Genomic DNA, 15,640 nt, shown 5'->3' with positions numbered 1-15,640 from the left:
AGGAAAACGGTCTTTTTGCCCTACCAGCGTACCTGACCGTCGCCGATAATGATCCATTTTTCGGTCACCAGCTTCTCTAGTGCGAACGGGCCACGGGCGTGCAGTTTCTGGGTCGAAATGCCAATCTCGGCACCCAGCCCAAAGACACCTCCGTCGGTGAACCGCGTCGATGCGTTGGCGTAAACAGAGGCTGCATCCACTTCGGCTAAAAACCGGTCGATAATGGACTGGTCCTGCGAGAGGATGGCTTCGGAGTGGCGCGAGGAGTAGGTCTGGATATGCGACAGGGCCTCATCGGGTCCGGCTACTACTTTAACGGCAATTTTATAGTCCAGGAATTCCCGGCCAAAGTCGTCCGGCCCGGCGGGCTGTAAATTGGCATAACCCGCCTGTTCGAAAATTTCGTAAGCTGTTTCATCGGCAAATACCTCAACGTTCCACGTCAGGAAATCGGCCGTTAGCATCGGCAGAAACTGTTCGGCAATAGATTCGTCTACCAGCAGGCAGTCGAGCGAGTTACACACCGACGGCCGCGACACCCGGGCGTTGACAACAATGGCGACAGCCTTATTCAGTTCGGCCGAGGCTTCAACATAGGTATGACATACACCCGCACCCGTTTCGATGGTTGGCACGAGGGAATTTTTGCGAACGAACTGGATCAGCGAGTCGGAGCCACGGGGAATGATGATGTCTATATAACGGACCGCCGTGAGTAGCTCGTTGACCACGGCCCGATCGGGCGGGAGCAGGGTTACGGCGGCTTTCGGCACATCGAATTCGGCCAGCACGGTCTGTATCAGGCCCACCAGATAGCGGTTCGAGAAATCCGCTTCTTTGCCGCCCTTGAGCACACAGGCATTGCCCGACCGCAGGCACAGCGATGCCACATCGACCGTTACGTTTGGCCGCGCTTCATAAATAACCCCCACCACGCCCAGTGGCACCGTGATTTTTTTGAGTGTCAGTCCCTGCTCAATGGTACGGTCGATCAGCACTTCACCCGCCGGGTCGGGCAGCACGGCCACATCACGCAGGCTCTGCGCCAGTCCACTAACGCGGTCTTCGGTGAGTTTGAGCCGGTCGTATTTTGGATCGGCCGGGTCCATGCGGTCGAGGTCTTTCTGGTTTTCGGTCACAATAGCGGCCGTATGATCCGTTAACACATCGGCCAGTCGGTTGAGGAGGTCGGTCTTAAGGGCTGGACTAAGCCGCCGGACAACGGCCGATGCCTGCTTGGTAGCCTGTAGGAGGGGGGTAATGGGAGTCATGGTTACGGGAAGGTTAGTTGGATATGGATCTAGTAGCCTATAAAAGTACGATGTCGTTGGCGTTGGCTACTTCAACGTTTTGTTGGGTAAGCTGCTGCGACAACGTTTCTGACGAAATCCGGGTTCGGGCTACGGCAACGGGGGAGTCGGTCTCGTCCCAGATCTCGACCATCTCACCGGCGGCAAAATCGCCCAGCACGGCTTTAACGCCTACCGCCAGCAAACTCCGTCGCTGGCCGAGCGCCCGTACTGCACCCGCATCTACCCGAACGCGCCCCACTACCAAACTGCCACTGGCCAGCCAGCGATTCCGGGCCGATAGTGATGTGTCGGATGGGATAAACTCGGTGCCGGTTTCGCCCTGTAAAGCGCGTCTCAGGTTATCGGGTTCATTGAGTCCGAAAATGACGACCCGAATGCCCATACGCGTAGCCAGTTTGGCAAAGGTCAGTTTGGAGGCCATCCCGCCAAGACCCAGTGACGACTTGTCGGTGCGGACCACGCCGAAAACCCGTTCGTCGAAGGCAGTCACCTGCCGAATGGTCTGGCCGTCGGTATCGAGCAGGCCACCTACCGATGTGCATAGCATAAGGGCCTGAGCGCCAAAACCAACCGCAATAAGCGTAGCCAGTTCGTCATTGTCCGAAAATTTCAGTTCCCGGTTGCTGACAACATCGTTCTCATTGGCAATGGGAATGATATTGTTGGCCCATAATTCCTCATAGGTTTGTTTAAGTTGCAGGAACTGGTCGCGGTTGGCGAAGTGATGCCGTTCACACAAACTTTGGGCAATGGAAATACCGTAGATGGAAAAGAAGCGCGAATACTGGTTCAGCAGCATCAGGTTGCCCACGGCCGCAGCGGCCTTGCGTTGGGTAATGTCTCCCCGATAGTCGCGAATCAGGGCTTTTCCAGCGCCAACCGCCCCCGACGATACCAGCACAATTCGATAGTGGGCATGCAGTGCGGCTACCTGCCGGGCAATATCGACCATAACCGGTTCATTGGGTTCGCCCGTGGGTTTGGTTATCGATGCTGTTCCGAATTTAAGAACAAGTACAGGTTTTGTCATTCGACAAAGGTAGGACTTGTGCGTTTACGGTTGGTAAAGGAGTGGCTTTCTGTCGCCGAGCGGGATCGGAGCTTCGGGGGTACCGCTGCCGATAAGGGTAAAAAGCCGTATGTGAGTTATTTCCTCTCCTGACTGCTGAACAGGTGGTCCAGCACAGGTTCAGTAAAGCGAGCCTTCCGCCGAACAGCCGCTTTAAGTTGCTTCAAATAGTCGGCCTTAGGGATTTCAATGGCTCCATATCGGCGAACGTTGTCGTTGATGAACTGCGTATCGAGCAGCGTAAAGTGCTGTTCACGCAAAATCAGGATCAATTGATGAAAGGCTACTTTGGACGCATTGCTCACATGGTGGAACATAGACTCGCCAAAAAAGGCCGCTCCCAGCGCGACGCCATACAGGCCGCCTACCAGACGGTTATCCTGATAGGTTTCAACGCTGTGGGCCAGACCCAGTCGGTGCAGTTCGGTATAGGCTTCAATGATCTCCTCCGAAATCCAGACGCTGTCGTCGGTCGAGCGGGGGGCCGAGCAGTAGCGCATTACCTGCTCAAAATCGGCGTTGATACGAATTTCGAACAGGTTTTTATTAAGAATTTGACGCAGCGACTTAGCCGGTTTATAGGTATCGATTGGAATGACGGCGCGCGGGTCTGGCGCGTACCAGTACAGCGTACCGTCTGCGTCGGCCATCGGAAAGATGCCGTTGATGTACCCATAAATCAGGTCGTCGGCGGTCAGCTTGCTCATCAATGGGTTGGGGATGTACTCAGGACAAAGATAGAAAAATAGTTGACAAGCCAATGATGGATAATAGTCTGGCCGCTTTGTTGGCTTCCGCCGGAAGATCGCCGAAGACCATCGGTTGCCGATGGTCTTCGTAAAGGCGAATTAAACCAAACCCTTTACAAGCGGTCTGACGTTTATAAAACAAACGATTTAGCTTTGCACCATGAAAAAAGGACTTGTTGCCATATTGCTGGCGTTGCCACTGCTATTTAGCCAGTGTGGCGTTAATAAACAGATATCACAAGCCAAAACCCTTGGCGACTGCCGGTATAGCATCGCATCGGCCGATAGTGTGTACCTGGCTGGTACGGATGTGCGGCAGTTTAAAAAGCTGGAGGATATCAACCCGGCCCGTTTTCCCCGTTTAGCAGCTGGTCTGCTGACGCGGAATATACCCCTCGATGCGCGTATCAATCTCGATATTATTAACCCAACCAATAAACTGGCTGGCATTAACCAACTGGAATACCGCATTGTACTGGCTGGGCAGGAGTTGTTTACAGGTTTCCTGAATCAGCGCATCGAAGTGCAGCCCGGCGGGGGGAAAGCAACGGTACCCGTTCGGTTGAACGCCAATGCGTATCAGTTATTTACGGACCCTAAAACCCGCGATGCATTTATGCAATTGGTTCAGAACCTTTCCGGGGCTGCCGATGCACAGCCGTCGAAGTTAACCATCCGGATTAAACCAACGCTGGATCTGGGTGGAAAACAGGTCAACTACCCGGGCTATATCACCATCAATCAGGATGTAACGAACAAAATTCTGCTGGGACGGTAGCCATCAGGTAATAAGGTTGATGGTCAAAGCCCATGGAGAATTTAGCTCGCTCTTTTATTCTACTTGGTCTTTGGAGTAAATTAAATGCTTCGATTAAGTTATTTGTACTGATCGGTCCTTTTCTGGTTCTGGTATTAGTGCTGGTTTTTTGGAGTGAGAATGTCATTTTTCACGATGACTATGCGTTGCTGGGCTTTTTGGTCGACTGGACTGATCCCGCCCTGTCATGGGGAAACAAACTTCATCGGCTTGTTGAACCTCATAACCACCACCGTCTGGTTTACGACCGGCTTGTGACCCTGGCTACCTATTATCTGACAGGAAAGATCAATGTTACGATCATGATTGTTCTGGGTAATATGGCCCTGCTGGGTATTGTATGGCGGCTCTGGACGCTGTTTCGGGACATGAAACTGCCCGTATGGTATTTTACGCCTGTTCCCTTTTGGATGCTCAACCTCCAATCGCACGAGAACATGCTCTGGGGAATGGCGGCTCTTCAAAACTTTACGGTGGTCTGGCTGATGATGGAAGCACTGCACCGGCTGCTTCGTCGTGATGCCCTTACTAGTGCGTTACTGTTGAGTATAGCCGCTCTCTTTACGAGCGGAAACGGGCTGATGGTGGCTGCCGTAGGTACCCTGATTGTGGGCTGGCAATGGACTTGGCGAACCGATGGGTGGTTGTGGATAGGGGGTATGGGTCTGGCGCTTATCCTCTTTTTCTGGGGCTACGATCCGGCCCCACCCGTCGGGAGCCTTCTGGACGTTGTGCCCAGGCTGCTGATGGTACTAGGTGCGTCGCTGACCAATCAGGCCCGGTTTGGGTCGGCTATGGTAGGGGGGATACTGGTTCTTTTAACGTGGATGTCAGCGTTTGTTCTTATCAACCAAACTCGTAACCGGCAAATAAAGGCGAACTGGCAAACAGATACGTTTAGCGAACTGCTGGCCATTACAGCCATTGTGCTGGGTACTGCCATTATCCTGGGTATTAGCCGCCCACTTGATGAACTGCTCCGGGATCGGTATCGAATCTATTCCCATCTCGCTTTCAGTCTTACCTATCTGCTTGGTCTACTACTGATTACCCCCCCGTTTCGGTCTATATGGGCTGTACTGGCTGGATCGGCAGCCGTTACGATGTATGGGATTAGCGCCTATGCAAAAATTCCGGAATTGATAAATCTGCGTCAGAATCGACAGTTAGATGCCTTTAATGTTCGGTTTTACGGCACAACTCTACCACCTCCCTATTATGCTGAAAGTAACCGCAAAGTCTTAAAACAGGCGCAGGAGCGGGGGGTTCTGAAATACCCGGATATTTGGTCCGATCCGGCACACTGGAAATTGCTGCCGTTTCGGTGCCGGATAATCGTAGAACCTTTTAAAGACCTACATCCAACCGTATTTGTTGCAAAAAACAATCACTTCTTACGAGTGCATAGCGCCCCCGCCTTCTTCCCCCGCCGAACACCGTTGAGTAGTGATGTTTGCCTTATTGCTGAATCGGCCTCAGGTCGGCGATATGCCCTTCCCGCTATGGTCATGTTGAACAAAAAACTGGATTTTCTTACCACCGGGCGCTATCTGAAAAACGAACGGATCTCTGAGTTTCAGAAGGCTGTACTTCCGCCTGGACTTTATCGATTAGGTTTACTATTTACCCACAACAATGACGTGGATGGTTTTGCCAGGAGCCGACAAACCTTCGTTGTATCGCCACTCGATTGATTCGGCCGGTAGTGGGTAAAAACAGGAAGCTTTATTGCTTTGGGCTTGCAGATATCACTCAATCTTCGTCCCATGTTTCGACTCGTACTCGCTTTGTTTCTGACAGCGCATCTATCCACTGGCCAGGTCGCTAAGAACCGTATTCAACTTACACACAACGAGGCTGCCAAAACAGTGACCGTTACCGTCGATGGTAAACCGTTTACGGCCTATATCTACCCCGGCCCAACCGTCCTGAAAAAGCCGGTGCTCTACCCAATTCTGTCGGCGGGTGGAAATCCTATCACCCGGGGCTGGCCGCTCGACCCCCGGCCCGGTGAGCGTATCGACCATCCGCACCACGTTGGCCTGTGGTTTAACTACGGCGATGTAAACGGACATGATTTCTGGAATAACTCAACTGAAGTTGGCCCGGAGCACAAAGGACCTTTCGGCACTATAGTGCACACAGGTGTGAAATCAATGAAAAACGGCAACGGCCAGGCTGAGTTGACCGTTACGGCCGACTGGCTCGATAAAGATGGTAAAGCGATGCTGCAGGAAACCACACAATACGTGTTTGGTGCCCGGGCTAACGAGCGGACCATCGACCGGATTATCACTTTGAAGGCGCTGGACAAGGCTGTTTCGTTTAAGGACAACAAAGAAGGAATGATTGCCCTTCGCGTTGCCCGCGAACTCGAACACCCATCGACGAAGCCGGAGGTATTTACGGATGCTAAAGGCGTGGCTACGGCCGTTCCGGTGTTGAACAACGAAGGCGTAACCGGCCGCTATGTAAGTAGCGAGGGTGTAGTGGGCGACGCCGTTTGGGGCACACGGGCTAAATGGGTTAACCTGACCGGAACGATACATGGCGAGGCTGTTTCGGTCGTTATGCTCGACCATGCCAAGAATATCGGTTACCCTACCTACTGGCATGCCCGCGGATATGGTTTGTATGCCGCTAATCCGATGGCCCCCTCTATCTTTTCCAACGGGAAAGAACCCGCCATGAATTACACCTTACCAGCGGGTAGTTCGGTAATATTCCGATATCGGGTCGTGGTGGCTTCGGGTAACCTTACCGACAAGACGATTGCCGAACGGGCAAGTACATTCGGTCGTTAAGTTGAGGGATAACTAAAGCAAACAGCCACCTACTGCCCTTAACGTCAGAATGCCCGAAACTGACAGTCAGTTTCGGGCATTCCTGTTTAGAAAGAAGTCAGAGATGGGGTTAGTTCAAATGTACCAGCGCTGACCGGTATACCCGCCCTTCCAGTGACGACACCCACGACCGAAGCGTATCATTTTCGCCCGCTGCCCGTCCAAGCTCCGTGTCGATCTGGCGTAGCAGAAAGAACAGCTGATGAACATGCAGCCATTGCTGGTGCAGGCGCTCAGCATCGGCGGCCGAACGGGGCTGTTGACGGGCTTCCTGCGTTAGCTGGCGCAGGCTCATTTTAAGGTGATAGCGCAGCATCATCAGGCGGCTGGCCATTGGTAATTCGGCAGGACTGCGCTCCATATGCGATATGCCTTTAGCGAGCATGTTGTTGCGCTGTTGAAGCTGATCCGAAACAATCATCCAGGCATGTTCGGCCCGAAGCGATTCATAACTGATAGTTCTCATAGGATGTAGTACGATACGGTTTAAAACAAATGTACTGAAATGACACATAAATGATTCTGCATAATCATGATATTGCAAAACTTTAATTTGCCTTACGATCTGTATGCCAATGATTAGATCAGAATAGTGCAATCAGGGTTTAATGGCCATTAAAGGAAATCTGTCGGCCAACCGACAGCGTATCTATGCCGGATTCCTTACCTTTCGATTCTATTAATAAACTTCGTTATGCTCGCCTTGCAACGACTGGGACTTACGCTGTTCACGGCCGGATTTGCCATCTGGATCTTTACGCTGACGCTGGGCCAGTTTCAACTGACCAGCTCCGGTATCGATAACGTGGTCAAGCCCGAACACCGGGCTATTATTCATGATCGAACGGCGTTCATGCTCAATAAAATGTATGACAGTAATATCGCTTTTGTTCGCGATTTCCGTGGGGCTGTCAATCGGTATAACGACGAGTGGCGGGCTCAAAAGGCCTGGGATAAGGTGATCAACGATGACTATGTGTTCGATATCACCAAAACATCTTCCCTGGGTATGCTCACCGGGGCGGGTCATTCGTGGCTTTGGTTCTGGCTAAGTATGGGTATGGCGGCCGCTGGTGGGCTACTCTATTCAATGGCCGGGCTCAAACGACTTCCCGGTATAAAGAATAATTTTCAGTACCGCCATCCGGCTACCAACCGGGGCTGGATCGGAATCGCATTCGGTCTGTTTCTGGTCGGGTTTTACATCGCGCTCTATTTTTACCCCGAATACATGACCAACTGGGTACTGCTGGTAGACCCCATCAGCCGGGCTCTCAATGCTGGCCACGCCAGCCGTTGGTTCCTGTACGGATTTTTATATACCCTTGTTATTTTGGTAATGGGTGTTCGGATGCTGATCAACTACCGCCACAGCCGGTATCAGCAACTACGGACGATATCGGTCATGTTTTTTCAGGTGTCCTTTGCGTTCCTGATCCCGGAGATCATGCAGCGCCTTAACCAGCCGTATCAGGACCTGAAAAATATCTGGCCGCTCGATTATACTTTCTTTTTCGATTATAAGATCAACGAAAAGTTACAGGCTGGTTCGCTGGGTATTTTTATGCTCGTCTGGGGTATTGCCCTGTCGTTGATAGCGGTGCCGGTGCTGACCTATTTCTTCGGAAAACGCTGGTACTGTTCCTGGGTATGCGGTTGCGGTGGGCTGGCCGAAACCTTGGGCGATCCCTACCGCCACCTGTCAGATAAGAGCCTGAAAGCGTGGAAATTTGAACGCGTCATTGTTCACGGCGTACTGGTGTTTGCGGTGGTGATGACGGGGCTGGTGCTCTACACCTATTTCAGCGGGCAGGGTACCGTGCTGGGTTTCCTGGATAGTTACGCTATCCGTTCCACCTATGGTTTTTACGTGGGGTCTATCTTCGCCGGGGTGGTGGGTACCGGCTTTTATCCCGTTATGGGAAACCGGGTCTGGTGTCGGTTTGGATGTCCGCTGGCGGCTTACCTGGGGCTGGTGCAGCGGTTCCGTTCCCGTTTTCGGATTACAACCAATGGAGGACAGTGTATCTCCTGCGGTAACTGTTCGGCTTATTGCGAGATGGGGATCGACGTACGGGCTTATGCTCAGCGCGGCCAGGACATTGTTCGGTCGTCCTGCGTAGGTTGCGGTATCTGTTCGGCCGTATGTCCGCGTGGTGTGCTGAACCTGGAAGTTGGGCCAGTTTCGACACGGAAGATTTGAAAAGTAAAAACGAATGCTGAATATTGGCAGTTGAATAGTAGGTGGTTACTGTTTGTTTACAGTCGAAGTTCATTAATCGGTCGTCAATAGTTTACTCAGAATGGATCCAATCTATCGCGCACTCATCGTTTGTACGAATCATACTGATTACCCAACCAGGCCACAAAAAACGGGTTTGTGGCTAAGTGAGGCTACTCATTTCTACGACGAGCTGGCCGACAGAAACCTGCCTTACGACATTGCCAGCCCTAAAGGTGGCCCGGTTCCTATTGACGAACGTAGCGTTGACCGGCGCGATACGGTCAATGAGAAGTGGTATAACGATCCTACATTTCGCCAGAAATTGGACCATTCACTGAAACTGGATGAAGTAAATCCAGCTGACTATCAGATCATTTATTTTACGGGTGGGCACGGCACCATGTGGGATTTCCCGGATAACCTGACGTTGCAGAGTATCACACGTCAGATCTATGAAAACGGGGGTATGGTGTCGGCTGTTTGCCACGGCGTCAGCGGGTTGCTGAACGTTAAATTGTCCGATGGGTCGCCACTGATCGGTAATCGGCAGATAACAGGATTCTCGAACATCGAGGAAAAGCTCGTTCGCTTGAATGACGAGGTTCCTTTTTTGCTCGAAGATGCGTTGCGGCAGAAAAATGCCCTGTACAGCAAAGGGTTTATTCCTTTTCTACCGTATATAGAAGTGGATGAACGGCTGGTCACAGGCCAAAACCCGCTATCAGCGCGAAAAGTAGGCCGTAAGGTGATGGAAGAAATGTATGAAAAGTAAAGGATGCAGCGTATACCGGGTGAATAATCATCCCGTATATACCCTACATCCTGTTGGCACCTTAAACGACCGCGTGCGGATATATGTCGCGCAGCGATTTCAACTCCTGGTCTTTCTCCGACACGATGGGATTGCTGATGCCCCAGTCGATATTCAGATCAGGGTCGTTCCAGAGAATACCTGATTCTGCCTGTTTGTTATATACGTTGGTGCATTTGTAACTGAACACACTGTCTTCGAGTGCCACAAATCCATGCCCGAACCCTTCGGGAATATAAGCCATATTTGCCAGTTTGGCATCCAGCAAAAACGTCTCGTAACGACCAAAGGTAGGCGAATTGGGGCGTAAATCGACAGCTACATCCAGCACCTGACCCGTTATGACCCGTACGAGCTTACCCTGGGCAAAGGGTTCGTTCTGTAGGTGTAGCCCGCGTAGTACGCCTTTTACCGAGAACGATTGGTTATCCTGCACAAAATCCATTGGCAGGCCCAGCGATGTAAAAAGCGATTTATTATACGACTCGAAAAAATAGCCGCGTTCATCGTCAAACACGCGTGGAATTAACTCAATCAGCCCTTCAATGGCCGTTTCCCGAACTTGCATACGTACTGCTTTTAAATAAGATGTCAGTAGACTTTGGTGGCAAATTTATGAAACTGATAGCGTAGTTCGTACTTTTGGCCGGACCATTTTAGCCTGTGGCTCGCCGATTGGGCATGACCTATACAGACCTTAGCGAACAAATTTTACGGAAACAGTCATACCTCTGTGTGGGTTTAGACACCGATCTGCGAAAATTACCTCACCATTTACTGACCGAACCAGATCCGGTATTTGCCTTTAACAAGGCCATTATTGACGCCACCGCCGATTTTGCCGTATCCTATAAACCTAACATTGCGTTCTACGAGGCTCAGGGACCACGAGGCTGGGAAAGCCTGCAGCGAACGCTGGAGTATATACCGGCCGATTGTTTTACCATTGCCGACGCCAAACGAGGTGATATCGGCAATACATCGGGCCTCTACGCCCGCACTTTTTTTGAGCCGCAGGCTGCCGGTCTGAATTTCGATTCGATTACGGTAGCGCCTTATATGGGCCGGGATTCGGTGATGCCGTTTCTGGACTATGAAGGCAAGTGGGTGATTTTACTGGCTTTGACGTCAAATCCCGGCAGCGCTGATTTTCAGCGACTGGTTACCACCAGCCAGTTAGATGGTGGTATGGCCGGAGGAGGGGGCGATTACATGTCGGAGAACGTAGCCATGGACCAGTTATATCAGACGGTAATAAAAACCGCTCAGACCTGGGCTGGGCCAGATCGGATGATGTTTGTGGTAGGTGCCACGCAAACCAGTGAGTTGAGCCGAATCCGCGAACTGGCTCCCGACCATTTCCTGCTCGTACCCGGTGTAGGAGCACAGGGGGGCTCGCTGGCCGAGGTGTCGCGCCGGGGGCTGACAAAGGCGGGCGGCCTGCTGGTCAACGCGTCGCGTAGTATCCTGTATGCATCCGATGGGCTGGATTTTGCCGCTCAGGCCCGAACAGAAGCTCAGACGCTCCAGAAGGAGATGGCCCTTTACCTGGCTGAGCGCGTGTAATAGGTTACTCGATAATGACGGCTGTACCATTGGCACTGACCATGAGCATGGAGCCGCTGCCGCCGATAGTCTGATAATCGAGGTCAACACCAACAATCGCGTTGGCACCCAGTCGGGTTGCCTGGTCGATCATTTCCTTAATGGCAATGCTTTTGGCTTCCCGCAAGCCCTGTTCGTAGGCCCCCGATCGGCCACCTACCACATCTGTAATGTTGGCGAAAAAATCTTTGACGAGGTTTGCGCCGATAATAGCCTCGCCGTTGACCAGACCGATGTAATTGGTAATACGTTTGCCCTCGATGTTAGGAGTAGTCGTAACAAGCATTTGCGTAGGTTAAAAGGTTGCGAATAGTCTACTAGTGCGGCCGCAAAGTTAGGCAGTTGGCCGGGACCAGATACAAGGCTACTATTTTATGGCGATAAAGCCGTACAATCGGCCCGTTTTGCCAGATTAATGGTCATCTACAGGGGGCAAACGGCTTATTCGAATTTATCAATTGATTGCATAATAGCCATCGACCTTGAAAATGGGTAGACTAAACGGGTCTGGCTGACCCTGTCAGAGCCGTTTATGCAGTAGCTCAACCGTTGACTCAAAAAGAAGCCAGGCCACTTCTGTTTATCTACAATTTTGCTCCAGGATTCCACCTGTTTAAAAATGTATACCATGAAAAATTTGATTTCAGAGCGCCCGATGGCCTGGATGCTGGTTATGGCAATGCCACTCTGGTTTGGTAGTTGTAAAAAAGACGCTGGTGAAACAGTCACACCAACGGCTACCTCTATCGAAGGTAATTATAAAGTGAGTGCGCTAAAAGTAAATCCCAAGGTGCAGGGATTTGAGGACTTGTTACCCGTATACTCGCTATTGATTGGTACGACCTGCTTGTCCGACATTACTGTTTCGTTCAAAAGTGGGGGTGTTGTCAGTACAGATTCTCCGGCTTCATGCCAGTCGAATAGTGACGATATTGCAAATGCTACCGGTATAGATAGCAATAGTAAATGGGTGTCGAGTGGAACAAAGCTGACCATTACCGACAGCGATCAGACAACGACTACGTATGACGTCTCCTTCTCCGGTGCCAATATGCAGCTGGCCTGGCAGGAGGACGATATAGATGCCACTGGCAAACCCTTTAAGCAGGGGTATACTATGGAACTGAAACGCTTGTAGCCGTTGGGAGTACCGGCCCCGGCTCCTGAAACCGCAACGCTGATTCTCTTATACCGTCTCCACACATTCGTGAAACGTAGCGATATACCGTTCCAGGTAAACAGGTACGTCTTTCGCTTTATATTGTAAAATGTAGCGTGGGTGATCAAGGGTAACGATACGGTCGAAAAAGCCTACCTGCTCGTTCAGCCGACGCAGGTAGGTTTCGTTCTTGCGGCCCAGACAAACGGCTACCCGACGGTCATAACCAAAACTCGTCTGCTTCCGAACCGTCTCCGTTATGGCGGGCCAGAGTGCATTGGTGGTAGCGCGGTCGTCATAAAAATTATAATTTTTGGGACCTCCCGGTCGACCATCATCCCGCCTGGGGCCGTCTTTGGTCAGCGCCAGGGGAAACAGCGAGGTCAGAAAGAACTTACCATAGAATGCGCCCGCTCCACCAAAAGCGTCTACCACCTGATAGATAAACCGGCTCGACAGTTCCGGTGTGTCGCGAAGGGAGTTGGCGATGCCACAGTACCGGCGGAGATTTTGGGGTGTGGTGAACGAAATGCCGGTTACGCCTGCTCCAAACCGACCGGGATTGATGCCCATCACAAACACGCGGGGGCGGTTGTCGCTATAGAAGGTTGAGTAAAACTGGCTAACGATCTGCTGGACATCGGTCAACTGGTAGGGGTTCATGATCCCAATACCCAGTGGTAGGTTAACCGGGGCCTGGAGAGTGTTATAATACGCAATAGCACGGTCTGCGAAGGTGTTCATGGGCGTGAGAAATAAGTATAACAGATCAGCGCTATCTCAGCAATGATTCGTTCGGCATCGGACGTCGGAATACCTTCTACAAATACAGACGCCAGGAACGGTTTAGCCGCGTAGACAATGCCAACGTCGCCCCGAACGTAGGCCAGCGTTCCGGTTTTGTGTGCAATTACTGTCCCTTTAGGAAGCTGCCCCGGCAGGGTAACCCGGTCCTCATTCTGTTTCAGGATAGTAAGCATTTGCGAACACAAGGCAGGCGTTGCTACCTCGTTGCGATAGATCTTACTCAGAAGAACATTCATTTCACGGGCTGTTACGTAGTTTTCGCGTCCCTGCCGGACGGCCAGCGTATCCATCATCACCCGGTTTAGCTGGCTTTGGCTCAGGCCCACCGTCCGCATCCGCCGGTTGATCGTGTCCATCCCAAGTTCATTGATGAAAATGTTGGTAGCGGTATTGTCACTATAGATCATCATCAGCCGAAGCAGGTCCCGATAGGCAACCCGACTGCGGTGGGAGTAGGTCTTCAGCACACCATCGCCCCCCACTTTTTCGGCGTCTGTCAGAATATGAATCTCGTCCAGATCGAGCTGGTTGGCCTTGACCTGCTCCATCACTTCGAGCATGATGGGCAGTTTGATAACACTGGCCGAAGGAACCGGTTTGTCGGCCTGGTAGGCAAACGTGATACGGTCGTTAGTCAGTGATTCTACGGCCAGACTTACTTTAGCACCGGCCGGAAGCTGATGCAAATAGGTTGTTAGTGAGTCGTTCAGTGGCTGTGCCGTAAGGGGCAGGGTCATGCTGAGAAACAAAAAGAAAGTCGGAACGGCTATTCCGACTTTCCTGAATATGGCTGAATGTATTGAGTTTGTCAATTCGCCGGGTTTTTCGTGGGACGAATGTGGTTTTGCGGGTAAACCGCGGAACCCACGGATGAACCGCGGAACCCACGGATAAACCGCAGAACCCACGGATGAACCGCAGAACCCACGGATGAACCGCGGAACCCACGGATGAACCGCGGAACCCACGGATTTATCCGTGGGCTATTTAATATTCTTGCGTCGGTTTCGCTGGAAATCTTCGAACATCATATTTCCAAGACCTTGTAGCCCACTGTAATAGGCGCGGCCGTTGTTCACTTTCGTAAACTCCTGCACAAACTGTTTCAGGTATGGATCGCTCGCAATCATGAACGTCGTAACCGGAATCTCCAGCCGACGCGCCTGAGCGGCAAGGGTTAGCGTCTTGCTGACTACCTTCCGGTCCAGTCCAAACGAATTCTTGTAATACTTGATACCTTCTTTCAGGCAGGTTGGTTTGCCGTCGGTGATCATGAAGATCTGCTTGTTCTTATTTTTCCGTCTGCGCAACAAGTCCATAGCAAGTTCAAGACCAGCTACCGTGTTCGTATGGTAAGGGCCAACTTCCAGGTAGGGAAGTTCTTTTGCCTGAATCTGCCAGGCGTCATTCCCAAAAACTACAATGTCGAGCGTATCTTTTGGGTATTTGATTTTGATGAGTTCGACCAGGGCAAGAGCCACTTTTTTGGCCGGTGTAATCCGGTCCTCGCCGTACAGAATCATGGAGTGGCTGATGTCGATCATCAGGACCGTCGATGTCTGGGTTTTCTGCTCTTTCTGAGTTACCTCCAGATCGCGTTCCATGAGCGTAAAGTCATCGACGCCACTGTTTATCTGGGCGTTGCGAATCGATTCGGTCATCGAAATCTGCTCCAGCGAATCACCGAACTGGTACGTCCGCATGTCGCTGCTCAGTTCATCGCCGGTGCCGGTGTAAGGCGTCTGGTGGTTGCCGCCCGACTTGGAGCGTTCCAGCTTGCCAAATATCTCTTCGAGGGCCGACCGCCGGATGGTCTGCTCGCTTTTGGGCGTCATCACAATCTTGCCCTGCTCATTCGACTCTGTCAGGTAGCCCTTTTCTTTGAGCTCATCGAAAAAGTTACCAATGCCGTACTTGTCGTCAGTAAGACCATACTGCCGGTCGAGCTGGCTCATCCATGACATAGCCTGCTCTACGTCGCCGGAAGTCAATAAGAGAAGTTGCTGGAAAATGTTGAGCAGTTGATCGAACTTGTTGCCCTCTTTCTGCTCGGGTGGTATAAAGTCGGAAAATTGAAAGCCTTTCATTTATCTGTTGTTTTCAATGTAGAAACGCAACCCATGTCTGGTCAAGTGTCAGCAAAGGGCTGCGGGTAGTTGAACGCGCGGTTCGCCAGTTCAGTCAATAGCGGTTGTGACGTGCCCATGGACACCGCCCAGAGAACAGCATGATTCGGGGATTTG

At 51.6% G+C, this 15,640-nt stretch carries 16 protein-coding genes; 7 read left to right on the top strand and 9 right to left on the bottom strand.

Features of this window, described 5'->3' with window-relative positions; all coding sequences use genetic code 11:
* Positions 1-20: 20 nt before the first annotated feature.
* The 3 genes from FH603_RS14800 to aat form a co-directional block, all read right to left on the bottom strand.
* The gene (locus FH603_RS14800) at positions 21-1,271 is read right to left on the bottom strand and encodes a glutamate-5-semialdehyde dehydrogenase (RefSeq protein WP_186738308.1); all 1,251 of its coding nucleotides are present in this window, start codon (positions 1,269-1,271) and stop codon (positions 21-23) included.
* 37 nt (positions 1,272-1,308) lie between these two features.
* Positions 1,309-2,343 carry a glutamate 5-kinase gene (proB, locus tag FH603_RS14795; protein WP_186738307.1) on the bottom strand — a complete coding sequence of 345 codons (1,035 nt, stop codon included), beginning with the start codon at positions 2,341-2,343 and terminating at the stop codon, positions 1,309-1,311.
* A gap of 116 nt (positions 2,344-2,459) precedes the next feature.
* Complete coding sequence (aat, locus tag FH603_RS14790) at positions 2,460-3,089, bottom strand: leucyl/phenylalanyl-tRNA--protein transferase (protein WP_186738306.1); 630 nt, start codon at positions 3,087-3,089, stop codon at positions 2,460-2,462.
* Positions 3,090-3,291: 202 nt separating this feature from the next.
* On the opposite strand from aat, the gene FH603_RS14785 reads away from it, so the two are divergent.
* The 3 genes from FH603_RS14785 (at position 3,292) to FH603_RS14775 (ending at position 6,752) form a co-directional block, all read left to right on the top strand.
* On the top strand, positions 3,292-3,909 hold the full coding sequence (locus FH603_RS14785; RefSeq protein ID WP_186738305.1) for an LEA/WHy family protein: 618 nt from the start codon (positions 3,292-3,294) through the stop codon (positions 3,907-3,909).
* A 32-nt stretch (positions 3,910-3,941) separates the two neighbouring features.
* Positions 3,942-5,642, top strand: coding sequence for a hypothetical protein (locus FH603_RS14780; RefSeq protein WP_186738304.1), 1,701 nt, complete (start codon positions 3,942-3,944; stop codon positions 5,640-5,642).
* Between the two features lie 72 nt (positions 5,643-5,714).
* A complete protein-coding gene (locus tag FH603_RS14775; protein WP_186738303.1) occupies positions 5,715-6,752 on the top strand; it encodes a DUF6807 domain-containing protein in 1,038 nt (345 codons plus the stop codon).
* A gap of 109 nt (positions 6,753-6,861) precedes the next feature.
* Here FH603_RS14775 and FH603_RS14770 read toward each other — a convergent pair whose 3' ends face one another.
* Complete coding sequence (locus FH603_RS14770; RefSeq protein ID WP_186738302.1) at positions 6,862-7,257, bottom strand: hypothetical protein; 396 nt, start codon at positions 7,255-7,257, stop codon at positions 6,862-6,864.
* Positions 7,258-7,485: 228 nt separating this feature from the next.
* On the opposite strand from FH603_RS14770, the gene FH603_RS14765 reads away from it, so the two are divergent.
* Complete coding sequence (locus tag FH603_RS14765) at positions 7,486-8,994, top strand: 4Fe-4S binding protein (RefSeq protein ID WP_186738301.1); 1,509 nt, start codon at positions 7,486-7,488, stop codon at positions 8,992-8,994.
* 100 nt (positions 8,995-9,094) lie between these two features.
* Positions 9,095-9,787 (top strand): type 1 glutamine amidotransferase domain-containing protein, encoded by a 693-nt coding sequence (locus tag FH603_RS14760; protein ID WP_186738300.1) that lies wholly within the window; start codon positions 9,095-9,097, stop codon positions 9,785-9,787.
* 61 nt (positions 9,788-9,848) lie between these two features.
* Here the strand turns inward: FH603_RS14760 and rfbC are convergent, their stop codons facing one another.
* Complete coding sequence (rfbC, locus tag FH603_RS14755) at positions 9,849-10,394, bottom strand: dTDP-4-dehydrorhamnose 3,5-epimerase (protein ID WP_186738299.1); 546 nt, start codon at positions 10,392-10,394, stop codon at positions 9,849-9,851.
* Between the two features lie 113 nt (positions 10,395-10,507).
* Between rfbC and pyrF the strand changes: the two genes are divergently transcribed.
* Positions 10,508-11,392 (top strand): orotidine-5'-phosphate decarboxylase, encoded by an 885-nt coding sequence (gene pyrF / locus FH603_RS14750; RefSeq protein ID WP_186738298.1) that lies wholly within the window; start codon positions 10,508-10,510, stop codon positions 11,390-11,392.
* A gap of 4 nt (positions 11,393-11,396) precedes the next feature.
* Here pyrF and FH603_RS14745 read toward each other — a convergent pair whose 3' ends face one another.
* A complete protein-coding gene (locus FH603_RS14745) occupies positions 11,397-11,717 on the bottom strand; it encodes a heavy metal-binding domain-containing protein (RefSeq protein ID WP_186738297.1) in 321 nt (106 codons plus the stop codon).
* Between the two features lie 342 nt (positions 11,718-12,059).
* Here FH603_RS14745 and FH603_RS14740 point away from each other — a divergent pair, with 342 nt between their 5' ends.
* The gene (locus tag FH603_RS14740; protein ID WP_186738296.1) at positions 12,060-12,569 is read left to right on the top strand and encodes a lipocalin family protein; all 510 of its coding nucleotides are present in this window, start codon (positions 12,060-12,062) and stop codon (positions 12,567-12,569) included.
* 48 nt (positions 12,570-12,617) lie between these two features.
* On the opposite strand, the gene FH603_RS14735 is transcribed toward FH603_RS14740, so the two are convergent.
* The 3 genes from FH603_RS14735 to FH603_RS14725 all read right to left on the bottom strand — a co-directional run bounded on the left by FH603_RS14735 (position 12,618) and on the right by FH603_RS14725 (position 15,484).
* Complete coding sequence (locus FH603_RS14735) at positions 12,618-13,334, bottom strand: uracil-DNA glycosylase family protein (protein WP_186738295.1); 717 nt, start codon at positions 13,332-13,334, stop codon at positions 12,618-12,620.
* Positions 13,331-14,134, bottom strand: coding sequence for a serine hydrolase (locus tag FH603_RS14730; RefSeq protein WP_186738294.1), 804 nt, complete (start codon positions 14,132-14,134; stop codon positions 13,331-13,333). Before FH603_RS14730 ends, FH603_RS14735 begins: the two co-directional genes overlap by 4 nt.
* Before the next feature lie 246 nt (positions 14,135-14,380).
* Complete coding sequence (locus FH603_RS14725) at positions 14,381-15,484, bottom strand: vWA domain-containing protein (RefSeq protein WP_186738293.1); 1,104 nt, start codon at positions 15,482-15,484, stop codon at positions 14,381-14,383.
* Between the last annotated feature and the right edge of the window lie 156 nt (positions 15,485-15,640).

The organism is Spirosoma utsteinense (genome assembly GCF_014282275.1).
In the GTDB taxonomy this organism is placed as follows: Bacteria; Bacteroidota; Bacteroidia; order Cytophagales; family Spirosomataceae; genus Spirosoma; species Spirosoma utsteinense.
Note: the sequence above shows the minus strand (reverse complement) of the source record. Positions and strands in the feature narration are given on the sequence as shown.